Annotated in this window: 21 protein-coding genes; 4 read left to right on the plus strand and 17 right to left on the minus strand. The window is 38.9% G+C overall.

The genetic code is table 11. From position 1 onward, the window contains the following. Nucleotides 1-176 precede the first annotated feature (176 nt). Nucleotides 177-1,532, plus strand: coding sequence for a sodium-dependent transporter (locus tag K5Q58_RS14420; RefSeq protein ID WP_220754619.1), 1,356 nt, complete (start codon nt 177-179; stop codon nt 1,530-1,532). 127 nt (nt 1,533-1,659) lie between these two features. Here the strand turns inward: K5Q58_RS14420 and K5Q58_RS14425 are convergent, their stop codons facing one another. Further along, complete coding sequence (locus K5Q58_RS14425) at nt 1,660-2,853, minus strand: sodium:proton antiporter (RefSeq protein WP_220754620.1); 1,194 nt, start codon at nt 2,851-2,853, stop codon at nt 1,660-1,662. A gap of 271 nt (nt 2,854-3,124) precedes the next feature. Here K5Q58_RS14425 and K5Q58_RS14430 point away from each other — a divergent pair, with 271 nt between their 5' ends. Continuing rightward, a complete protein-coding gene (locus K5Q58_RS14430; RefSeq protein WP_220754621.1) occupies nt 3,125-3,562 on the plus strand; it encodes a GNAT family N-acetyltransferase in 438 nt (145 codons plus the stop codon). A 46-nt stretch (nt 3,563-3,608) separates the two neighbouring features. Then, nucleotides 3,609-4,697, plus strand: a complete 1,089-nt coding sequence (gene rsgA, locus K5Q58_RS14435) for a ribosome small subunit-dependent GTPase A (RefSeq protein ID WP_220754622.1) — start codon at nt 3,609-3,611, stop codon at nt 4,695-4,697. Between the two features lie 93 nt (nt 4,698-4,790). On the opposite strand, the gene K5Q58_RS14440 is transcribed toward rsgA, so the two are convergent. The 16 genes from K5Q58_RS14440 to K5Q58_RS14515 form a co-directional block, all read right to left on the minus strand. Beyond that, nucleotides 4,791-5,207 (minus strand): GNAT family N-acetyltransferase, encoded by a 417-nt coding sequence (locus tag K5Q58_RS14440; RefSeq protein ID WP_220754623.1) that lies wholly within the window; start codon nt 5,205-5,207, stop codon nt 4,791-4,793. Nucleotides 5,208-5,437: 230 nt separating this feature from the next. Further along, nucleotides 5,438-7,351, minus strand: a complete 1,914-nt coding sequence (locus tag K5Q58_RS14445) for a S9 family peptidase (protein ID WP_220754624.1) — start codon at nt 7,349-7,351, stop codon at nt 5,438-5,440. A gap of 122 nt (nt 7,352-7,473) precedes the next feature. Further along, the gene (locus K5Q58_RS14450; protein ID WP_220754625.1) at nt 7,474-7,875 is read right to left on the minus strand and encodes a hypothetical protein; all 402 of its coding nucleotides are present in this window, start codon (nt 7,873-7,875) and stop codon (nt 7,474-7,476) included. Beyond that, nucleotides 7,866-8,030: a hypothetical protein gene (locus K5Q58_RS14455; protein ID WP_220754626.1), complete on the minus strand. Its 165-nt coding sequence runs from the start codon at nt 8,028-8,030 to the stop codon at nt 7,866-7,868. Before K5Q58_RS14455 ends, K5Q58_RS14450 begins: the two co-directional genes overlap by 10 nt. 808 nt (nt 8,031-8,838) lie before the next feature. Then, nucleotides 8,839-10,830: an alpha-amylase family protein gene (locus K5Q58_RS14460; RefSeq protein ID WP_220754627.1), complete on the minus strand. Its 1,992-nt coding sequence runs from the start codon at nt 10,828-10,830 to the stop codon at nt 8,839-8,841. A gap of 294 nt (nt 10,831-11,124) precedes the next feature. Further along, nucleotides 11,125-12,519 carry a hypothetical protein gene (locus tag K5Q58_RS14465; RefSeq protein WP_220754628.1) on the minus strand — a complete coding sequence of 465 codons (1,395 nt, stop codon included), beginning with the start codon at nt 12,517-12,519 and terminating at the stop codon, nt 11,125-11,127. Between the two features lie 107 nt (nt 12,520-12,626). Beyond that, on the minus strand, nt 12,627-13,418 hold the full coding sequence (locus K5Q58_RS14470) for a hypothetical protein (protein WP_220754629.1): 792 nt from the start codon (nt 13,416-13,418) through the stop codon (nt 12,627-12,629). After that, nucleotides 13,418-14,386: a VWA domain-containing protein gene (locus K5Q58_RS14475; protein ID WP_220754630.1), complete on the minus strand. Its 969-nt coding sequence runs from the start codon at nt 14,384-14,386 to the stop codon at nt 13,418-13,420. Before K5Q58_RS14475 ends, K5Q58_RS14470 begins: the two co-directional genes overlap by 1 nt. Next, a complete protein-coding gene (locus K5Q58_RS14480; RefSeq protein WP_220754631.1) occupies nt 14,386-15,390 on the minus strand; it encodes a VWA domain-containing protein in 1,005 nt (334 codons plus the stop codon). Before K5Q58_RS14480 ends, K5Q58_RS14475 begins: the two co-directional genes overlap by 1 nt. Beyond that, nucleotides 15,383-15,889 carry a DUF4381 domain-containing protein gene (locus K5Q58_RS14485; protein ID WP_220754632.1) on the minus strand — a complete coding sequence of 169 codons (507 nt, stop codon included), beginning with the start codon at nt 15,887-15,889 and terminating at the stop codon, nt 15,383-15,385. The genes K5Q58_RS14480 and K5Q58_RS14485 overlap by 8 nt, the downstream gene beginning before the upstream one ends. Further along, nucleotides 15,886-16,815, minus strand: a complete 930-nt coding sequence (locus K5Q58_RS14490; protein ID WP_220754633.1) for a DUF58 domain-containing protein — start codon at nt 16,813-16,815, stop codon at nt 15,886-15,888. Before K5Q58_RS14490 ends, K5Q58_RS14485 begins: the two co-directional genes overlap by 4 nt. 9 nt (nt 16,816-16,824) lie before the next feature. Then, the gene (locus tag K5Q58_RS14495) at nt 16,825-17,793 is read right to left on the minus strand and encodes a MoxR family ATPase (protein WP_220754634.1); all 969 of its coding nucleotides are present in this window, start codon (nt 17,791-17,793) and stop codon (nt 16,825-16,827) included. Nucleotides 17,794-18,244: 451 nt separating this feature from the next. Further along, nucleotides 18,245-18,766, minus strand: a complete 522-nt coding sequence (locus tag K5Q58_RS14500) for a VanZ family protein (RefSeq protein WP_220754635.1) — start codon at nt 18,764-18,766, stop codon at nt 18,245-18,247. 122 nt (nt 18,767-18,888) lie between these two features. Beyond that, entirely contained in the window at nt 18,889-19,584 is a 696-nt protein-coding gene (locus K5Q58_RS14505; protein WP_220754636.1) for an aspartate/glutamate racemase family protein, read from the minus strand. A gap of 84 nt (nt 19,585-19,668) precedes the next feature. Beyond that, entirely contained in the window at nt 19,669-20,070 is a 402-nt protein-coding gene (locus tag K5Q58_RS14510) for a GFA family protein (RefSeq protein WP_220754637.1), read from the minus strand. 263 nt (nt 20,071-20,333) lie between these two features. Beyond that, nucleotides 20,334-21,605 (minus strand): amidohydrolase family protein, encoded by a 1,272-nt coding sequence (locus K5Q58_RS14515; RefSeq protein WP_259651350.1) that lies wholly within the window; start codon nt 21,603-21,605, stop codon nt 20,334-20,336. 284 nt (nt 21,606-21,889) lie between these two features. Here K5Q58_RS14515 and K5Q58_RS14520 point away from each other — a divergent pair, with 284 nt between their 5' ends. Then, complete coding sequence (locus tag K5Q58_RS14520) at nt 21,890-23,992, plus strand: S9 family peptidase (protein WP_374758511.1); 2,103 nt, start codon at nt 21,890-21,892, stop codon at nt 23,990-23,992. Nucleotides 23,993-24,234 lie beyond the last annotated feature (242 nt).

The raw sequence follows: 24,234 nt of genomic DNA on the forward strand, positions 1-24,234 counted from the left end.
AGCAGTTTAAATCTCAATTAAAACCTTTTTTTTGAGATTTAATTTCACTATAAACCAATATAACCATGAGTTATCCCACTAAAAAATCCTAACCCGCAATTAATCATTATTGACGAAAGTTCTCAAATCACTATTATTCGCGCTCTTTTACATTTCTAACTCATCAGAGAGTCATAATGAGCGCACAAGCAGACGGACATTTCAGTTCACGTATCGGATTCATCATGGCGGCAGCGGGTTCTGCTGTCGGTGTCGGCAACATTTGGGGATTCCCTACGCAAGCAGCTACTCACGGTGGCGGCGCATTTTTATTAGTGTATGTGCTGCTGATTGTATTATTAGGCTACCCAATGTTGATGTCTGAGCTTATGGTCGGTCGCCATGGACAAACCAACCCTGCTGATGCTATGGCAAAACTTGGACATTCAGCTAAAACAAAAAATATCGGTAAAGTTATAGGATTTATTTCAATTATTACCGCGACGTTAATCTGTACCTTCTACAGCATTTTATCGGGTTGGTTTATTAGTTTTGCTATAGCACCTGTTGCACAAATAGCAAACAAGCCTGAAATCGCCAATTGGTTAACTGACTTCTCTGTTTCTCGTAATTTTGTCTTTACCCTAGTGTTTATTGCCTTAGTGATCCTAGTCATCAGACAAGGAGTACAACAAGGCATCGAGCGGTGGTCAAAACGTTTAATGCCCATGTTATTACTTATGCTAGTTGGCGGCGCGGTCTACATATTAAATCAGCCAGGTGCGATTGAAGGTTTAAAAGTGTTATTGGTGCCAGATTTTTCTATGGTATTTCATACCGATGTTTTAGTCGGCGCATTGGGCCAAACCTTCTTTTCTTTATCCGTTGGTACCGGTGCCATGATGGTGTATGGCGCTTACTTACATAAGCAAGAAAACTTAAGCAAATTAACGGCATTCGTAACACTTACAGATACTATGGTGGCTTTTCTAGCTGCGTTAATGATCATTCCAGCAATGTACGTAGCACAACATAATGGAGTGCAGATATTTGCAGAAGATGGCAGTTTACTTAATTCAGACACTTTAGTTTTCAGTGTATTACCGGCATTATTCGATTCGATTGGCGGTGTTAGTCAATATATTTTAGCTATTGTGTTTTTTGTATTAATGACGATTGCAGGACTGACATCTGCGATGTCGATTGTCGAAGTTCCGACCAGCTATATCGTTGAAAAAACATCAGTGACTCGCAGTAAAGCAACCCTTATGGTTGGCGCTGTGATTGCGGTAATTGCCTCAGTAATAGTATTTAACTTCAGCAGTTTATTTGGCTTAATTATTACTCTAACGACAGAGCGTGCACAACCTTTAATCGCCTTAGGCATTGCTATCTTTATGGGCTGGGTATGGCATAGAAATGAATTACTTGCAGAAATTGCACAACAAGATGGGGTTAATCAAAATAGCTTATTCTGGCGTATTTGGCCTGTGTACGTGAAGTTTGTCTGTCCGTTCTTGATTGTTGTAATTATCATGCAGCTTTTTAGCTAAGCTAAAACAGTACGTTTAGTTATAAGTATTAGCTAAATAACTTGAATTGAACTTGTAATAGTCACATTAGTGAATATTACAGGTTCATTGACTTGTTTTGGTTATTTAAAGCTTTTACTTAATAGACTTATTTAACTCTTGTGCTGATCCATTTAGACATGGGCTTTGCTGAAACGCCATGGACAATTAAACTAATAAATACAGTACAAATCACCGTCATCGCCATAAAGTCGCCACCAGGTAAATCTCGTTCAAGCATAATGATGACAAAAACAATTGATGCTAATCCACGTGGGCCAAACCAACCAAGAAATATCCGAGTTGGAATATTCTCCCCCTTTCTGCCTAATGCTAAAAATATCGGCAACATTCGTACTAAGGTCAAACTCAGTAATGCGTATATCAACATCGTCCATGTAAAGGATTCAAAAGCAGAACCAATAACAATAGCGCCAAATAACATCCAAGTAAGTAGCGCTAAGATTTCACCTATACCTTCAGTAGGCAAAATCATTTTGTGCTTAACGTCTTTCATCAAGTGTCCAAAAAGCAAGCCACCTGAAAATGCTGCAATGTATCCGCTTCCATGGAGTTCTTGTGAAATAGCAAAACAGCACAAAGCTAAACTGAGTACTATATTTTGACTCCAAATATCGGTAATCCAGTTTTTTTGATAGCTATATTTTATTAATTTAGCCGCAATAAAACTGGCTGACAGACCAACCATTAAGCCAATGCCTAATTCTTCAAGTAAATAGGTAAATGCAATATGTGACACTTGCCCTTCTGCAACACTACCTGCTGCTAGTGCCAAAAAGACAAACAAAATCGGCACACAAATACCGTCATTTAATCCACTTTCAATGTTTAAGCCTTCACGCAATTTCGATGGCACAATTGGGCTTGAAACCACAGCCTTACCCAGAGCAGCATCGGTAGCTGCGAGCATGGTTGCTAAGGCTGCTATCTCATAAACGGTTAAATTAGGAAACAGGAGATAACCCACCAAGAACCCCAAAGCGATAGCGCCTGGTAAACCATACAAGAGCATACGAGTAGGAATGCTGATATATTTTTTTAAAACCGATAAATTACTGTTTGACGCATCACAAAATAACACGACTGCCAAAGTTAGATCGGCAAATACTCGCATGCCGTTATTGCCAAACTCACCACCTAGCCAGCCAAGCACAGATGGGCCCAAAATGAATCCAACAACCACAAATACCATTGGTCCTGAAATCATTGAGGTTTCTACGCGGCCTGCAATTAAACTGTAACTAAAAGCAAAAACTGCCAAAATGGCCAACTCTAAATACATTGCTCAATCTCCATATTGAGTAAATGACTCACTTGCTACTGTGATATCGAATTTATTAGGTGGTATATCATTATTTACTACGGATTTAATAAAGTATATGTATTAACAACATTAAAACTTAATACGTCATAAACCCAGACTGAATTATTTACCCTCCCGTTCGCTGACTTGTCGTTTTTATTCAATATTACTTTCTAGCTAATCCTTAAAATGAGCTCCATTAAAGCAACTTAATCCTATGTATGGGATTAAAAACATCAAAATTAGTAATATGAACATAAAAATCAGACAGTACCGAGATACAGATTTAGAAGAAGTCATGGCTGCTTGGGAAAGTGCTTCAAAAGTTGCTCACCCATTCATGAACAAGGATTTTTTTGAGCAAGAGCGCCATAACATCCCTAGCCTCTACTTACCTAACGCTGATACTTGGGTAGTTATTGATGAAAATAAAGTGGTGGGGTTTATCGCACTCATTGGGAATGAAATTGGCGGGCTATTTGTAGATGTTAATTGTCACCGAAAAGGGTTTGGCAGAGCATTAATGAACAAAGCCGAACAAATTCATGGAGACTTACAAGTAAAGGTCTTTAAACAGAACATAATTGGACGTAAGTTCTACCAATCATACGGTTTTGCATTTGACAGTGAGTTAACATGGCCTGCAACTGGCGATATTATTTACAAATTGAATTATCTAACCCAATAAACTAATTTTTACTCAAAAACAGGCATTAATCATTAAAGGTCAATTTATGCATTCTTCACCTCTTTCGTTAGCACAACTAGGTTGGCGACCTTATTTTCAACAACAACTTTCGTTAGAAGAGGTTGAATTATTGGTTTCGAATTCAGCGAACGAACGCCTATACCTTGGAAGAGTTATTGAGCAACATCGAAGTGGTGTTGTCGCAATAACAGAAACTGGTGTTTTCAAATTGTCACAAACGCCAATTCAAGCTTCTGAAACGGATAAACTTTGTGTCGGTGATTGGGTAATATTTAATCATGAAAATAGATTTATGCGTTTATTAGATAGGCAGTCTTTATTTGAGCGAAAAGCACCTGGCAGCAAAGTTGATACTCAGCTTATCTCATCTAACGTCGATAGCTTATTTATTGTTTGTTCTCTAAACCAAGACTTTAAATTAAATCGAATTGAACGATACCTTGCGTTAGCAAAAGAAGCCGAAGTTGAGCCTATCATTGTGCTGACCAAAGCTGATCAATGTATCGACTCAGATGATAAACGCCAACAAGTTCAGGCTCTTGATCCTTTCATGATGGTTCATGCACTAAATGCTTTAGATACAAGCGATTTAACTGAACTCAGTGGTTATTGCAAACAAGGTAAAACTATCGCACTGCTAGGCTCGTCAGGCGTGGGCAAGTCTACCTTAGTGAATGGGTTAATGGGTGTAGATACGCAGCTAACAAGTGCAATCCGTGAAGATGATAGTAAAGGACGCCATACAACAACTTCCAGAGCATTAAGATTATTACCACAAGGTGGTTTAATTCTAGACACCCCTGGTATGCGAGAGCTGCAACTAAGTGCTTGTGAGCAAGGCGTAAGTGAAACCTTTAGTGAAATCACTGAACTGGCAACACAATGTCGTTTTGCTGATTGTCAGCACGGTGATGAACCGGGTTGTGCTGTTCAAAAAGCGATTCAACAAGGAAAAATAACCGAAAGGCGTTTTATTAGTTACCAAAAACTAATGAGAGAACAAGCTTTTAATAGTGCAACTTTGGCGCAAAAGCGTGCTAAAGATAAGGCCTTTGGGAAAATGATCAATACTGTCCAGACAGAATCACGTAGCCGTAAAAAAGGCAGTTATTAACCAGCGTTTTACCCTATGGGCTGGCGAGTAAGCCAGCCTCTCACTCGCTGCAATGAGTCGTTAGCTTGACTTAGTGATGTGTTTATCGAGTCGTTAATCATAATCTTTAAATAAGAAATATTGTTCAGGACAACCTTGATAACCAGGCACGGTGCCGATGATAGTAAAGCCATTCTTTTGATAAAAGTCAGAAGCTTGGAATGCCAAAGTATCAACTTGTGCAGCACGGCAGCCTCGCTTTCTGGCTTCACTTTCAGCGAGATCCATAAGTTTATAACCTAGCCCTTCACCTCTTAGTTTTTCATCGACCCACAATACATTAATCAAAAACTTATTATAAATGGTTCTTCCAGCTAATCCTGCAATCACATTATCTTTGTCATCTTTTATAACAACAGTCAGCGGCTTTGATGTCTCATCCCCCATATGCTCATGATTAAATGAGCGCACACCTGCAACTAACTGTTCAACAATTTGCTCAGCTTCTGTATTTATCAGTTCAATCTTCACGCTTATTTCCTTCAACACTCAGTTTGTCATTGTCGTCTGCAATTTGTTAATAGAGTCGCTATTAGACTAAAACACATACTAAAAATAAGCACATTTAAAGTTGAATATTTTTCACTATAAAAACATATTGCTTAAGTTCACGAATAAATTAACCAACAAAAGGCCGCTAATTAATGAGCGGCCTTTAAATTTCTTATATGAATTAAAATCAACTTACCTTTAGAAATCGATTAAAGGTATTGCTTAAGAAAAACCAAATACTTATTTGAAGCACTAATTCGATTATCCTTTTTACTGAATCCATGACCTTCATCATCAAAAATCAGATAATCAACATGAGTTCCACCAGCACGAATAGATTCAACCATTTCATCACTTTCGATTTTTAATACTCTTGGATCATTGGCCCCTTGCACTACTAGAACAGGACTTTTAACTTGATGACCAAAAAATACTGGAGAGATGTTGTGTAATCTTTCTCCATCGATTGCAGGGTCGCCTAATTCATCATATAAGCTTTTTCTGAATGCTTCCCAATATGGTGGAATGCTTTCTAGGGTTCGAACCCAGTTGGTTACACCAAAAATATTGATCCCAACTTTAAACTCATCGGTGAATGCCATTGCAGCCATTGTTAAATAGCCACCATAACTGCCACCCATAACGCCGATTTTATCAGCATCAACCCAATCTAAGCTTTGTAGGTACTTTTTGTTATATACCACATCTTGTAAATCATCTTCGCCATGGCGTTTATCATCTAAGTGAAAGAATGTTTTACCGTAACCGCTTGAACCACGATTATTGATTTTAACGATCGCGTAGCCATTATTGACCAAATGCTGAACTGTGGCAGAGTAGCCCTTACGTGATTGCCCTCCTGGCCCGCCATGTATATAGATTAACGCAGGCACTTTGGTAAACTCAGCTTGTTTAGGCTTATATAAAATAGCAGGGATCTCAACACCATCGAAGCTTTTGAATCGAATCACTTCGCCCGCCACTAAATTTTCTTCTTTAATCGCTGGATTGCCTGAGTTAGTCAGGCGCAATACTTTATCTGTACCTAGTTTATGACTATATAAATTGGATGGTGAGGTGTCAGAATTGATATAGAACACCATTGATGAGGAGTCTTGAGAGAAATTAACTCCACGTAGATCGCCACTAGGCAACGCAGGTAAAGACAGCGCTTTATTATTGCTAACATCAGTAATGGTTAACTGAGTTTGAGCATCAGCATTGATCCCGGTAATTTGATATCGGCCATCTTTAGAAAAATAGCTAAAGCTAACGTCCCAATCCGCTTTATAGTTTAACTCACTTTCACCTGTAGCAATATCATAAGTCCAAGCCTGGTTAAACTCGCCAAACTCATTGGTCGCATATAACAGCTGCTTATTATCTTTGGTAAAGGTATAGGCATAATAAGAAACATCACCAGTATGCTCTGTGATTAATCGAGGCTTAGACATCTTTAAACGTAAATCGACTAAATATAAATCGGTGTTGCTATTAGAATGACTTTTACTTAAAGCGATAAAACGTCCATTAGGACTTATGCTCTCTACAGTGAAGCCAGAATCATTTTTGTATATTAAAGAACGACTATAATCAGCTGTATTATATTGATAAACATCAAAATATTTTGGGTCACGCTCATTAGTCATTACAAAAAATGACTCATCACCTTCATGCCATGACAGCATCATTGCTTTAAGCCCTTCACCAGGCGTCAAATCTATTTCTGACCCATCATAGTCTTGAACAAATAAATGGTTTAGTTCATCTCCACCTTTATCAGCGCTATAAAGAAAACGATCATCTTTAGGAAACCAAGACTCAACAAAGATTGACTCTTCTGTGGAAAAAGTTAATTGAGTTGTTTTTGAACCGTCTACAGGCACCTTGTAGGCATTAAAAATACCGCTATCATCATTACTGACCAGCACAGCACTACCAGAGTGATTTATCGACGAACCAAATACACTGGTGGTTTTATAGAACTCTTCTGCGCTATAACTTTTAAAATTGCTTTGTGCGGGAGGTGAAATTTGAGGGGCTGTTTGTACTTGTTTATCTGCAGTGGAGCAACCTGTCAGCACTAGCGCAATAACTGCGCTACTCATCAGCGTCTTAAGCATAATATATCCTTATTTGCTTTAAATTGATTTTCTCAATAAATTGACAACTCAACAGCTTACTAAGAAATTGAACACAAATTAAACTAACATTTACATGGTTTAATGGCTAATGTGTTTACTGTTTAAATTCCGTTAAATTGTAACGCTTTAATTTGCTGTATTTCATCACTGGTTAATGCTTGATACCCTCTTGGGTATGGCCAACCATAACCCCATCGATAGGTCGTAGGGAAATAAGGGCTTCCACCAAGCCTAACACCTACAAGCATAATGTTAGCAATATATCGCTCACCAACTGCATCTACACATTGTTTCAAACGTTTATCAGATTCAAGTCGCTGCTTAAACGTCCCGCCTTGCCAATAATCATAATCATGGGCGGTACAACACGCTAACCACAATTCGTTTTGAGCAAACGTACCATCAGGAAAAACACTACAACCATCTGACGTAAATGGCTTAATCTCGTTAGCATTAACACCGAATGAAATAAGTAATAGCATTGAAATTAAGATTAAACGCATTGATTAGCCTTTAAATAAAAATGTGAATTGACTGTGCTATCAAATTTATTTTCAGGTACGTGATAATCAATTAATACAGCAATGACAAACATCACTAAAAAAGTCACAGTAAGTGCAGCAGTAACAATGGCAATAAAGCGAAAAAAAGTGGACATAGTCACCCTAATTTATATCAAGTGTCGATTCATTTTTATCAAGCTTGCTAGGCTTTAACAGCCTAGCGAAAGGATACTAAGCTCACCAAAATCATGAATGGGGAATGCCCTAAAAAAGAGGCTTGCGCCAAGTTTTGATAAACTCACAGTTAGAGCAATTATATAAGAATATTCACTCTCACGCTTAACATGCATTCCAGTTTAATTATCATTAAATTCTGCTATGCGTTCTATACGAAACAGCGCATCTAATTGGGATTAATACCCCCTTCCAAAGTGCTCAACCACCTGTGTTTTTTACAATTTATTATGCTAATTTTATAACACAAGAAGAGTATTAATTTTCTCACACAATCATAGAGTTACTTGGGGGGCATAAAATTAATCATACTTACAACTTTGCATATATCTTACTCATATGACATGGCTGTGACAAAGAATACACCAATATTAAAGCTAAAACTTTGTTTAAACCTTTAAACACTTTAAACCTTCTTTCCCCACATCATAGCGTCGGGTAAGAAAATATCTGGCTGATTTTTGATTGCTAACAACATGGCTTATTCGCCATCCAGTGCTGTTATGATTTTATAAGTGTCATTTGAAATGTCATTTTAAAATGCAATGGTGAAATTTAACTAGAGAATAAAGAAAATAAAGAGCGTGTTACGTTAACCTTAAAAGTAGCACGCACTAAGGTATTTAATACAAAGCCAGACTGCTGATAATATATCGCTGGCTTATCTTTTTTGTCTTAATTTTTTAGCTTAGTTATTTAGCTTAGATTTGATAGCTTCACTTAAATAGCCTAAAAATTCATAATCTCGACAGTACTCTGATTAAACTCAAATCGATTGATTTTACCGCATTGAGCAACATGATTACTTGATTGATATGGTGTATTACTCTGATTAATATCAGCTTCCCAACCTTGGCCATTTTTAACAAACGCTTTTACTTCAAAATAACCTGACACCGTTTGGCTGCAATCCATCACTATATCTAACATCCAATAATGTGCGCCCCAAGTATTTAAAGGCTCAACACCAAAACCGTCTGCAGCAACCGTTTTTTCATCGCCCCAACTCGATGGCCAAGAATTAGTTGTCCAATCTAAAGGTGTACCTTCTGCTTCCGAGCTTTGATTCGCCTCACTTCCGTACCAATCCAGATATGACTCATTCGTTTTCCAAGGCGCTGTTGTGGCATTATTAAGATTATTATGTGAAATCGCGATCGCACATTCAGTATTACTAACCTGACAATTTTTACCTAAGTTATTATTGGCATAATCATGATCAATACCACCACGGATAAACATATCCTGACCCGATTCTGTTTTCGCTTGAATAAAGATAACAGTTCGTTGTAAATCACCTTCATCAATCACTGTTGTCACTTTTGAATCTTGATGAATCGCAAATGCATCCCATGGTGCTACATTCGCAGCTATCTTCCCACTAGAATCAACAACTATGGTTTCACCGCTACAAGACTGCCCATTAGCTGCCAGTTCACCTTTTAGCACATTACAATAGGTACCCGCTGCCATATCGGTATTAAGTAATACTGTTAAATTGCCGTCTTCTTTGTTTATCGCAACGTGGCCAGAACTGCCACGACCAAAAGCAATTTGGTTATTGCCGTTATCCCACCAATGAGTAGTAGTCCAGTTATCTGCGGTGTGGTTTCTAAAATCAACCGCACCAGATATATAGCTCCAGCGATGTTCGCATTTCCACTGTTCAGCAAAACAAGCTAACTCCCCATTATTATGAACTGACACATTAGGAGCACCAGCATCTGTATCACCATGGAAATCATAGCTCGACATCACCTTAGGGTAGCCATACGGGTAAGCCAACATAAATATATTGGCTAAATCATATAGGCGTCCATCTTCGAAAGTAATCACGTTGCCGCCACCGCCATGGCCGCGTTGATTATCATGATTATCAACAAACACTACCGCAGAGCTACTTGGCATAAAGCCCCAACCTTCACCAAAATTACTTAACCATGCCAGTTTTCCATCGCGAAAAGTATCTCCAAGCTTAGTTGTGTATTTGAATTCTGTTACCAAGCCTGCACTAAGGTATTCACTTGAACTGATGACGTCTTGCCCCTGATCAATCACTTCTTGGAAAATTAAAGGTGAAGAATTTACTCGGGCCAACACGCCTTGTATATCTTCAACGGCCATATGCTTAGAGGCATCAAGTCTAAAACCCGCTACGCCCAGTGATGACAGTTCATTTAAATAACCAGCGAGTGTTTGCTGCACATATTCATTACTGGTATTAAGATCGGTTAAGCCTAACAATTCACAGTTTTGCACTTCCCAACGATTATCGTAATCATTTAACTCACAAGTTGAATGGAAGTCTTGTGGGCTGTACATCGGATAGCTTTTGTTGCCAAATGTACTTCCTGCAACACCAGTTCCAGAGCCAGCTGCCATGTGGTTGATGACGGCATCGACATAGATTTCGACCCCTACCGCTTTACACCGGTTTACCATATCAACAAATTCACCCCGATTGCCCCCGCGACTTTCAATCTGATAGCTAACAGGTTGATAACGAGTCCACCATTGGCTGCCCTGTATATGTTCGTTAGGTGGAGACACTTGCACGGCCGCATATCCTTTAGGCCCTAGATACGTTTCACATTCGGTTGCGACATCTTGCCAACTCCATTCAAATAAATGCACGAAAGTGGTTGGTTGCGACGCTGCTTGAGCGCAAGTTATTGTCCCCATCAATAAGCCTGCACTGAGTAGACTGGTTGAAAATTTCATTTTGTATTCCCCAAGGTAAAAAATTGTTGTTATTTTTTTGTTAAAACATACTTATCATTGCTCACTTTTTAGGCTGTAGCATGGTTAAAATCATTGAATACGTATGCAAAAAAATGGAGATTTAAACCAACTTAAGGAAATGCTTAACTAATTCAGATTGTTACTTTAAAAGATTTTTGATGTAGCTTAATTGATAAACTTTCAAGGTGTGTAAATGAAAACCGCTGGAGGATAATAATGGGCCGCGAATAATATGAGTTGTAACAATTAAATTTATTTAAATGGCTTAACCCTCTAATTTAAATCAATATTATACGATGATTTTGTACTTGGTTTAAAATATTGATAAGTGTTATTTACAGGAATATAAGCAAGTAATTGCTCAAACTCCGCTGTAGTCATAGGCGTTGTATCACCTTCAGAATACGCTTGGCTTAGTAAGCGTTCAATCAATGCCGTTTGATGACTATCAGCATTAAATACTTTCCTAAGCGAGTTAACGACAGTCGTTTGTTCATGTGATTCTATCGCGCTGTTTGGTGCTATTTTGTAATTCAGATTTAATTCAATCTTATAATCAGTTTTTAATTGAAAGTAACGATATAGAAGCAAACACACACTTGTATAATCACCGCTATGATACTGTTTACGAAGCTGCAATTTAAGTTGCCTGACTTCGTTTTGCGTCAAAGATAAATAGTATTTTTTAATACTCGCAGTTTGGAATACACCTAGTTTTAACAACAAAAAAATGGACAGCAAACCTATAGCTATCAACCCGATTGTAATCTCGTTTGGCAACAAGGGGGCACTTCTATCTTTGTTATTATTTTTTGCTGCCCCGCCAACAGACCAAGACATAGCTGGCACAACCAATTCTATAACGTTATCTTTATCAGTGTTGTACCAATATATTATCTGCTTAGGAATATTGAATACGCCCGAGGTCTCAAATATATAACTACTGGTTTGCTTTGCTGTTCCGGTTAGTGCTCCACGATTTGTTCTATCATTTAATTGAGTTGGTTGCTGATAAATACTTAAGCCTTCTACTTGGTAATGTTCGAGCACAGGCAGCATCATAGCGGGTACATCTTTCGCAGAAATATTAATGGTTTGGGTAACAGCGTCACCCACCTTAAATGATCTTTTCAGATCTATTTTATCGAGAGGTTCATTGCCAACAGTTTGGCTCACAGAAATATCAACCTTTGACGAAACAATTAATTTTTCTTCAATTAGTGATAAGTCATTTGAATAACCAAGCTCTGTAATTCCTTTTGGCATTAGCGCTGTAAACTCAAAACCAGCAGTATTTATTACGCCTTCAACTACACCATCGTTTTCAGTATTCACCGAAACAAAAACTTGAAACGCTGGCAGTTCAAATGCACCTAAATGCATTGGGTACAAAGTAATCTCTCGGATCAAGTAGCTCCAAGACGCACCATTGACCTTTTTTGTCCCAGTAATAGCAGAGCCTGTAATAGGTAAAAATACAATATCGTTAAATGCGGGTGGCGTGACTTGAATGCCTTTTGCAAACCAACGAGGTGTTGCCACTTCAACTTGAATGACAATAGGCTGTTTGACGATAAAAGGTCCTGTTGTTTTCATCCGGATATCAAGGGTTAATTGATTAGTATCAATTAATGATTCGACAGTTGCACTGTAACTATGAGGGCTCAAAAACAAACCGAATAGAACGCAGCATATGAACAGTAATGTTCGAAAGTTTTCAAATAAAACAAAGCGAATTAGAGAAGTGACATTCGTTATATTGCTGAGCAATGACATTATTTGCCCTCCTCTACAATATTGTTATTCTCATCTGCGATATCACGAGAATTAAGGTTGTCATCTACATTGATTTGATGAGTTGCAAGGCTTTGCATTTGAAACTTATTGGCTAAAAATCGAGCTGGATCTTTTTGAACTTGTCTTAACCACATTTCATTTAATTTTGGATCAAGTAATAATTGACTCGCGTCATAATGCTCAGCCACCTCTAACACTATTTCATTTTTCTTTGCGCCTTCTCCAGTCTGTGGATCATCCCCTAGCTCTTGCGGAGAATCACCTGCTTCACTTTGCTGGCTTTCAGCAATACGATTCACTTCATCAATGATATTTTGAACAATGGCTAAATTGTGTTGTGCTTGCTCATTGTTAGGATATGTATCGAGCACTTGTTGATAAACGTTTCTTGCTGCGACATAGCGCCTAGCGTGCGCTAATGCATTTGCTCTCGCAATTTGATCTGCTTCACCTTCGAACTGGTTATATAAAATTGCCGATTGATCAAATGCTTCAGCGCCATACAAACTGTATGCTTGCCAACGTACAAGGTTAAACTGGTTTGCAGCTTGTTGATAATGACCCAATTTAAACAGCAACATACCTTGCTGATCTCGCGTCAGCCAGAGATCAGCAAAAGATTGAGGCTTAATAATGGCAAAAACAGTGCAAGTGACAGCGAGGCCAATCAGTAATCTTACTCGCCATTTTTTACACCAAAAAGTCAGTTTTGCCCAAGGTTTTGAGATAACCAATATGATGTTATTAACGAGTAATTTTGCTTGAGTCATTACCATTGCAATGTCCACCCTCGCCTAAACCAGAGTAAATACAGCGCGGCCACTAAATACACCAGCCAATATCCAGCATCTAACCAAGGCCGGCTTTCATCTTCACTGACCACAAGATTATTATCGATATAACGATTGACCTCTGCGACATCCTGCTTATCGTCTGATAGTAGTATCATGCGACCATCAGCTAATTCGGCAAGAGTTTGTAATCGTTCGAACTGCATCGGAATAATAATTGAACCCACCTCATCAGATTCACTGTTGTTTCGCCCAATTGCCCAAACGATTAACTGATGCTGAGCCTGAGAAAAGTATTGCTCAAACTCATTTAACGCATCATCACTGGTGCCATCAGTAATTAATAAAATTGTACCTGGTGTATTGGTCGCTTGAAGCAAAACGTTGGCCAGCGGTAACACGCTTTGTGGCTGCTTTCCGGAATGTGGCATAATCTTATAACTTAGCGAGTCTAAGAACTGCTTAATCATTTTACTGTCATTGGTTATCGGCATAACGGTGTGAGCCGTTCCTGTATAAGCAATGAGGGCCGTATTCGCATCACCACGTATCGTTAGTAATTCAATAATCTTTTGTTTCGCGCGAGTTAGTCGAGTAGGAAGTACATCCGTCTGTTCCATGGTTTCAGATAAATCAAGGGCAATAATCAAGGCTGATTTATCTTCAGTAAAAGGACTTTGTTGTTGCTGCCAAGTTGGTCCTATAAGCACTAAAAGACTTAAAATACCCAATACTAATGTTAGGTTTAACGGTGAAATAAATTTTTGTTTGTCGCCATTTACTGTCAATGTCTGCAGTATTGTTGGTGACATATGTTTACGCCAATCCACCAAGTTATCCTGTCGCTGCTTTAAACGATAAACAATATATCCCAAAGGGAAAATGACTAATAACCACCAAGGCCTCAGTAGATGAAAATGCTGCATCTGAATAATCCACACATCCATTATCGCGTTTCCTTAATTTTTCTAGGAAAACGAAATGTGACAATGAGCAATGATATTAAATAAAGAGATAAAAACAATGCGATAGGTATGTAGTGAATGCTGGTTCTTGGCCTGAATGTTTGCGACTCAAATAATTCTGGCTCAAGTTGATTAATCTCGGTATAAACATTTTCAAGTGCCTTAGTATCAATTGCTTGAAAGCTTTTTCCGCCAGTTATATCTGCAATACTTTGTAAAACGGCCAAATCCACCTTCTCTTCGTCAGCAGCGGCTGGGTCGCCGATCGCAATCGTGTAAATTTTGATATCTGACGCAGCTGCGACTTTAGCCGCTTCAACAGGTGGAACTTTAGATGCGGTATCGTTTCCATCAGTTAATACGATTAACACACGATTTTGGGTATCATGATGACCAAATACGCTGATTGATAAGCCTATGGCATCTCCAAAAGCAGTACTTTGCCCCGCCATACCGACTTGGGTGTCATTTAGTAAGGTTAGCCAAGTGTCCAAATCATTAGTAAACGGTGCTTGTAAATAAGGCGCATCACCAAATAGGATGAGTCCTAATCGATCATTTTCTCGTTGGCTAACAAATTCACGCAAGACTTGTTTTACCGCCGTTAGCCTATCAACACTATTAGTCTGATTTCCGCCTTGATTTGGCAAGTAAAAATCTTCAACATCCATGGAGCCAGATAAATCCACCGCTATCATTAAGTCTCTGGCAGACTTTTGTTGCGTAACGGCTGCGCCGATCATTTCAGGTTTGGCCATTGCAACAACTAAGCAAAACCAAGCGAGCACTAAAAGCAGTTTTTGGATGTTTTTACGCGTTAAGACCACTGCCCCTAATTGAGGTTTTTCGCCAGTAATATCGACTAATTGCTCAAAGTAAGGCACTTGAACAGAACTGCGCTTTTCTTTGTAAGTAGGCGCTATCAAATAAATTATTATAGGTGCAAACAACAAAATAAAGCACTGTGGGTACGTAAACTCAATCATACACACCTCGATGATGTTCAATCCACAAACGCACTTTCTGAGTCAATGAATCCATCTGATCAGACGTCATGTTCCAGTCTGAATCATAAGCTAAACGATGCAGTATGAATGCGCCATCTTCACCAAAGCTAGATTGAGTGCACTGCTCATCGAGCCATTGGGCCCATGAATTACCTGACAAGGTTGCTATCTCAGTGCGCTGGTATCCCCCGAGTGCAGTTTTACGCAATAGATTAGGCAGTTGTCGAAAAATAGGTTGAGTTGACAATTTCTCAAATGGCGGTAATTGATTTAACCAAGCAATTGCATCACGTCGATACACATTATGCTGATATAAACGCCACCTTAAATACAGTTTACGTAAAAAAATAATTAATAGAAAAACAGCAACGACTTGCCAGCCCAGGGTTTGAGGCCACCAGTTAATAGCTTCTGGTGGCGTCGTTTCAATTAACTCTTTAACTATATTACTGCCCCAAGTGTCATTGAACTGACTCATTCACCACCTCGTCTAAATGCATTACGAAGCTGAATATTCACAGGTTTAATAGTATTAATGGTTAATAAAGGCACACGATACTTTGTTGCAGTTTTCGCATATAGGGTCTGCTGCGACTCGATACGCTGCTGGTATTGCTGCTGAGTTTTACCCAGAGCATCAAATTGAATTTGTAGCTCTCCGTCACTGACCACCATTTGCGCCATGCTGGGTAACTTTTGTTCTAACGCATCAATAATATTACAGGCAATTACTTCGTTATGACGACGGATATTTTTCATTAAATGGGTGGTTTTTTCATTCCAACCGTTACCGTCTCCCACATAGATGATTAATGAATCGTGACCACATACCTGCGCGATTTTTCGCCAACCTTTATTTATACTGTCGCTAGCATTGTGACTGTTATTTCCTAAACCTAATTGATGATTAAATTTCACTACAGAGTGTAAAATTTGTGCTAAGTGCTTATGACCTCGTTTAGCTGGCAGCACAGTCTCATTGTCATCGTTAAAAATTAGTGCGCCAATTCTATCGCCTGCAGCAACAACTCGCCAACCAATCAAGGCTGCCAACTCAGCACCAATGACGGATTTCATTTTGCCTTTACTACCAAAAAACATCGATGCGCGCTGATCAACAATCAGAAATACATTACGTTCACGCTCTTCGGTAAAAACCTTTATATGCGGCTTTCCTGTGCGTTTAGTGACTTTCCAATCCATGTAACGTATATCATCACCTGCACGGTAGTGACGAAGTTCTTCAAAGTTTAAACCCCGTCCTCGTAACTTAGAGGCATAACGCCCATTTAATACGCTATTAACCGCTTGACGGGGCGAAAAGTTAATACCCTCGCCCTTAAACTGCAGCTTTCGTAGCTGATCAATATCAACGTAAATATTATTATCAGTTTTATTCATCATAAAACTCAGTTAAGCCGCTATGACTTGACGTAGAATTTCATTAATCACCTGATCGGGCGTTATTCCGTCGGCAATAGCGTCATAACTTAAAACTAAACGGTGACGTAATACACTATGAACAATACTGCGAACATCATCTGGATCAACAAAGGTTTTTCCTGCTAACCACGCCGCTGCACGCGAACATTTATCCAGTGCTATGCTTGCCCGAGGGCTTGAACCAACGGTTAGCCATTGAGCTAAAGGTGAGTCTGGATATGCCGATGGTTTACGCGTAGCCATCACAATTGCAACGATATAAGTCGTAATCGCCTGACTCATATGAATTTGATGAATTTGTTCACGAGCCGTGAATATATGGCTAGGATCGATAGTGAGCGAATTAGACTTAGTTACTACCTCTTCGGCGCGTACTAATTCAATAATGTTAAATTCTGCTTCAGCATCGGGATAATCTAATAATATCTTCATCATAAAGCGGTCCATCTGCGCTTCAGGTAAAGGGTATGTGCCTTCTTGCTCAATGGGATTTTGAGTAGCAAGTACCATAAATAACTTTGGTAATTTATGGGTTTTTCCGGCAACGGTTATTTGCCTTTCTTCCATTGCTTCAAGTAATGCAGCTTGTACTTTAGCTGGCGAACGATTGATTTCATCTGCTAACAATAAATTATTAAATATTGGACCAGGCTGAAAAGTAAGGGTCTGTTTGCCCTCCACCTCTTGATAAATTTCAGTGCCTGTCACATCAGATGGTAATAAGTCTGGGGTAAACTGCACCCTGCCAAGGCTAACCTCGAGCGCCTGTGCCAGTGTTTTAATAGAGCGTGTTTTTGCCGTTCCTGGCAAACCTTCTAGCAATACATTACCGCTGGTCAACAACGACAATATCAGCGCATCAACCACATGAGTTTGGCCAATTACTGAAGATTGTATGGTTTGTTTAAGCTGCTGAATGTGATCGAAGCAATCGCTCATAGATTATCCTGTTGGCTTGAACTAATAATGGGATTAAAAAGAAAGAGTTGTAATAACGAAAGGTGGCTACGTAGTGTGTTTTGATATACACGCAGAGTCAGTAACAGCAGACTGTAAGCAAAGGTTGTCGATATATTGGTTGTCGACATATTAAGTGTCGGCAAATTGATAATCGACATGCATAACATTAAGCCCATTCATTATCCTTATGATGGTTCGAGATTATCGAAGAATCCATTTGAGCCAGTATTTTACTGAATTTACTTATGATTCATCACTTACTCATATAAATTCATCAATTGCTCATATTAAAAGTATGATAGTTATACGAGTACTGTCAATGCAGCAATAGTTTTAAAACATCTGTCTTATCAATATTTATGTAACCCGTTGAAAAGCCTCTTTCAGGTCGAGTAGCTCATATCTCATTTATCAAAAAGGATAAACTTAGCTATTTGACGCAAGGTTTTTTATTAATTCTTATCGCGATGGTACTGAAAAGTGCAATGCCCAGCGCATCAGCGGCTAAGTCAGTCATATCAAAAGTTCGCGTCGTAATAAATATTTGGCTGATTTCCTCAAACAACACAACACTACTCACTACGAAAATCGCATAATAAACACGGATCTTAATAGATTTATTGACCAAAAAACGTTCACTTTTACAGTTCGCTTTTCTATTTAAATCGTTAGCCATGTTTGGGTTTGAGTTAAAGCGTAGGCTTGAGTTTACGGAAAAGCGTTGACGGTAATAGCCAATGTCTAAATAACTAAATTTACTCGCAAATAATGTAACGGCGGTAAGTAAACCAAACAAAAGAAAGTGAGCGAATTTATCGCCATAAGGAATAATCTTAACGATATCGAATAAAACATTGTTGCCACCCATATTAGCAAGATATATCGCCCAACTAATAAATAAGAAAAAACTCACGGCAATACAAAGTGAAATGTAGCGGACGAATTTATTCATTCCCTAGCCTTTTGGTAATCCTTTGGTTAAAAAGATTACAACAGGCTGAACAAAACCAGCAAGTTAACAAATATTTAAAACAAATTATCTAGTCAATGAAAAATACAGATAATTGAATGTAGTTAGTTATTAAGTGCTAATTCAACAGCCGCTTTAGCATGAATAGTCGTAGTGTCATATAAGGTGATATTGGTGTCGGATTGATTAATCAGTAGTGCTATTTCAGTACAGCCTAAAATAATAGCTTCCGCACCTTGTTCGAATAACTTATCAATAACCGCCAAGTACGCAAGTTTTGAATCAGCTATTATTTTACCTTTACACAGTTCATCATAAATAACCTTATGTACCATTTTCTGTTCTGAAGCACTTGGAACGATAACGTTTATGTTGTATTTATCCCGTAAACGCCCCTTATAGAAATCCTGCTGCATGGTAAACCCTGTACCCAAAAGACCAATGGTTTTAACTCCATCAATTGTTAATTGTTCAGCTGTGGCATCAGCAATATGAAGAATGGGTAAAGCGGTTTTATCTACAATATCGTCATAGACGTTATGCATAGTATTAGTGCAGATTAATAAAAAATCTGCTCCTGCTTTTTCAACATTCACCGCAGCATCGGCAAGAATATTCGCAGCCCCCTTCCAGTCATCTCGATGTTGTAGCTTCTCTATTTCATCAAAATCAACACTAAACATAACTATTTTAGCAGAGTGCAGCCCACCAAGTTGTTGATTAATACCTTCATTAAGCGCCTTATAATAACTGGCTGTCGATTCCCAACTCATGCCACCTAACATGCCGATTGTTTTCATTTCCCCCTCCAATTTCCTTACGTCTAAATGGCAAATAACATCTTATCTGTAGCACCCAATAATACACATCAACCTGAGGTTCAATCATCTATCTGCTGGATGGCTTACTCCATCATACAAGGTAACATCTGATATTTTTAATGAATTAATTCCAACTAAACAGCCAATATTAAAACCAAACTGATTAGGGTTTGAGCGACGTTGATGATGAGTATAAATGCCACAGTCTCGGCAGAAATAATGACTAGCGGTCATGGTGTTAAATTGATAGCAGCCTAATGATTCTTGTCCCTGAATAAAGCGAATATCATCTAAACAAATAGAAGCGACAATGGCTCCTCGTCTGCGACACATACTGCAATCACAGCGCCGAACATCGACTAAACCATTAGGTAATGACAACTCCATTTGTACTGCACCGCAGTGACAACTGGCTTGATGTTTTGTAAGTATTTCGACCCCATCGACTTCCGTTAATATAATCATTTCACATCCTTGATAAGCCATCTGAAAAGTCTCTTGAAAAGCTAGGTTGAAATTTAGTCTACAAGTAGCTCATAAATACTCAAACTTAGATAAAAGCAAAAGCTTTAATAAAACAAAATTTAGTAAAACAAAGAATAACTTAACATGGTTTTTAGGCTAAATTGTCAAATTAACTCCATTAAAAAAGGAGCCTTAGCTCCTTTTAAACTCTATTTATGCAGGCTAATAACCTAGACATTTTATTCTAAGTGCTGTGTTTTAGCCTACTGCTTATAGACTTTACCGCCCTTCATCACAAAGTCGACATCTAGTAGCTCCTCGATATTTGTAAGTGGGCTACCATCTGTAGCAATAATGTCAGCATATTTGCCTACTTCAATCGTGCCTAACTTATCAGACATATCAATTAAATCAGCAGCGTTAACTGTTGCCGATTTTAAAATATCACTATTGCTCATGCCCGCTTGATGCATTAACACTGCTTCTTGAGCGTTTATTCCATGTTTAGACACACCAGTATCGGTACCAAAAGCGATCTTAACACCTGCTTTATAGGACTTTTCAAAGTTAGCAAGCATATCAGCACCAACCCGAATGGCCTTGGCTTTAATAGGTTTAGACATAAAGTCTGAAGTTTCAGCCATATCAACCACTGTAGCTCCGGCTAACAATGTTGGCACTAGGTATGCGCCTGTTTGTTTGAACAGTTTTATTGTTTCATCATCTGCGTAACTACCATGTTCAACACTATCAACACCTGCACGAAGAGCAGCATTGATCCCAGCAGTTGCATGGGCATGGCTAGCCACTTTTCGCCCTAACCCATGGGCTGTTTCGACAATTTCTTTAAGCTCTAAATCTGTCATTTGTTGTCCTGTACCTGTATCAGTATCAGACAATACTCCGCCAGTAGAGGCGACTTTAATGGCATCAGCGCCATACTTAATTGCTTGTCTTGTCATTTTGCGGCATTCGTATGGCCCATCACAAAGCGTTTTCGGGGACTTCATTGCCAGTAAATCTGGAGCCATACCGTCTGCATCTAAATGCCCTCCAGTTATAGAAATACCTGCAGCAGCAATAATACGCGGCCCTTCAATCCAACCCTTTTCTACTCCATCACGTAGAGCATACATTTGCTCTGGCTCGCTCAATAAATCACGAACCGTTGTAAAACCAGACATCAGTGTAATTTTAGCGTAGTGAACACTTTTCATTGCCACATCTGCATCTGATAATTTTACCGTATCTCTAGTGTTATCTGGCCCTAACTCCATTTGTAAATGTACATGCATATCCATTAAACCCGGCATCACAAAACTATCCGACAAATCAATTAATCGGGCATCTTTGGCAATACTTTTAGCAGCAACGAAGCCTTTTTTAACCGCAATAATTTCACCATCTTTAATGACTACAGTTTGTTTTGTGAGCGGTGCTTTACCCGCAATAGTCAGTAATTCACCTGCATGGATGACTTTAGTTTCCGCCATTGCAGTGTTTGTCAGCAAACTACTCAATAAACTGGCGAGCATGATTGCGCCCAAGTTTGTACGTTTAAAGAATGGATTTTTTGATCGACAAGTGGTTAGATTTGCACAAGGGTTTACGGTCATAATTTGGTTCTTATCGTTATGTATTTATCAGTTTAATATACCGCAAATGACAAAAATGTAAATCTAGATTCACATACATTTATTATTGATTCATGTTATGTTAATTTATTCAATCAAATAAAAGTAACCCACCAATTAAACAATAAAGGGTTATCAAGCCTTAACAAATCGCAAACGTTCTACTTTATAGTCAAGGAATACTCATGAACAAAGGCATTTACCTGGTGTTAATGTTGACGCCAATGGCAGCAGCCATAACCTCTACAATGGCATTAGCCGACAACTCGGCTCCTAAATTGTCAAGCAAAGCATCAACCTCCTCTAGCGCCATCAACTCATTACAACTAGAAGATATTTTCACTCTCGAATATGCCTCTAACCTTGAAATAAATAACGATGGTGATGAAGTTTATTTTGTGCGAAATTTCATGGATATTCAAAGTGATAAAAAGCTTGGTAATATTTGGAAGGTCGATAAGAAAAAACGTTTAACGCCGGTGACCAACGGTTTACATGTGGATTTTTCACCTACTTTATCTCCTGATAACAGCAAATTAGCCTATATATCGACAGCCAGTGGCTCACCACAAATTCATATTAAATGGCTAGAATCTGGAGAAGTAGGCCAAATGAGTCACTTTAGTCAATCACCAGGTAACCTTACTTGGTCGCCAGATGGCAAAAGTATTGCGTTTACCAAGTTTGTTCCAAGTAAACCTAAATCTGTGGTGTCACTACCAGGCAAACCTCAAAATGCAGAATGGGCAAAACCAGCCGTCTTTATTGATGATATGTATTATCGATTTGACGGGGCTGGTTTCACTAAACCAGGTAACAGCCATATCTTTATCATGTCAGCAGATGGTGGTGCTGCGAGACAAATCACTCACGGACAATTTGACCATCGCAGTAATATCAGTTGGTCAAAAGACGGCAAACAACTGATTTACTCGACTAACACCCGAGAAGATAAAGAGCTTGAATGGACAGATAGCAATATCTTCAGCATCGATGTTCAATCTCAAAAAGTCTCTCAATTAACCGATCGCCTCGGGCCTGATAACGCACCTAATGTATCGCCTAATGGTAAGTACATCGCGTATCTTGGTTACGATCAACATCATATGAACTACGAAAACACCATGATATACGTCATGGATATTGATGGCAGTAATAAACGTGCGATAACAACAGACTTAGATCGCTCAATTAACAGCATTCAATGGGCTGACAACAGTAAAGCGGTTTATATGAGTTACCACGATAAAGGTGAAACCTATGTGGCATATCAACCACTCAGTGGCAAACGTAAAATCGTTGCTCAAAACCTTGGAGGCTTAGCCTTTGGTCGTCCTTATACTGGTAGTGAATTTGATGTGGCTGAAAATGGCACTATTGCTTTTACATACTCAAACCCGCAGCGTCCAGCTGACATAGCTATCAGCCGAAAAGGTAATACTCAACAGTTAACAGATTTAAACAGTGATGCTCTTGATTACAAAACATTGGCAAATATTAAAGAAATCAATGTTAAATCAACCTATGACGGTCGTAATATACAAGCGTGGGTAGCTTATCCTCCGGGATATGAAGCAGACAAAAAAGCAGGTAAAACCTTTCCATTGATTTTAGAAATACACGGTGGCCCTGTTACCAATTATGGACCTCACTTTTCAGCAGAAGTGCAGCTAATGGCAGCCAGTGGCTATGTGGTGGTCTATGCTAACCCTCGTGGCAGCGACAGTTACGGTAAAGAGTTTGCTCAAACCATACATAATAATTACCCAAGCCAAGATTATGATGACTTAATGTCTGTGGTTGATGGCGTTATTGCTCAGGATGCCATTAACGAAGATGCACTATTCGTTACTGGCGGATCGGGTGGCGGCGTGTTAACCGCATGGATTGTAGGTCACACTGACAGGTTCAAAGCCGCAGTAGTGGCAAAGCCTGTTATCAACTGGTTTAGCTTCGTGTTAACCACTGACATCTACCCGTTTGTAGTTAAAAACTGGTTTGAGAAAATGCCTTGGGAAGATACTGAACACTACATGAAGCTATCGCCAATTAGCTATGTTGGAAATGTCACTACCCCAACTATGTTACTTACCGGCGAAGCGGATCAACGCACCCCAATCGCAGAAACTGAGCAATTTTACCAAGCGCTAAAACTACGTAATATTGATACCGCCATGGTGAGAATACCTGATGCCCCACACGGTATTTATAAACGGCCAAGTAATTTGATGTCGAAAGTTGCTCATATACTTTGGTGGTTTGATCAATATCAGCAGCCAAATAATTAACACACTTTAAAATACATAAAGCCAGAGCATCGACTCTGGCTTTTTATTAGCTAGCTAACAATCATTTTTCTCAAACCACCACCTTTTTTACTACGCTTGGCATCCGTTCATGTTCTGCTCATATTCAAACCGCTAAAATGCAGTTATTGCAATTCATTAAGCCGTGTTGTCAGTACATTTAAATTTGTATGGAGCTGAAAATGTTGAACTATAAAACCTTTTATCATCAAACAATCCAAAAG

The organism is Shewanella sp. KT0246, assembly GCF_019654955.1.
GTDB lineage: Bacteria > Pseudomonadota > Gammaproteobacteria > Enterobacterales > Shewanellaceae > Shewanella > Shewanella goraebulensis.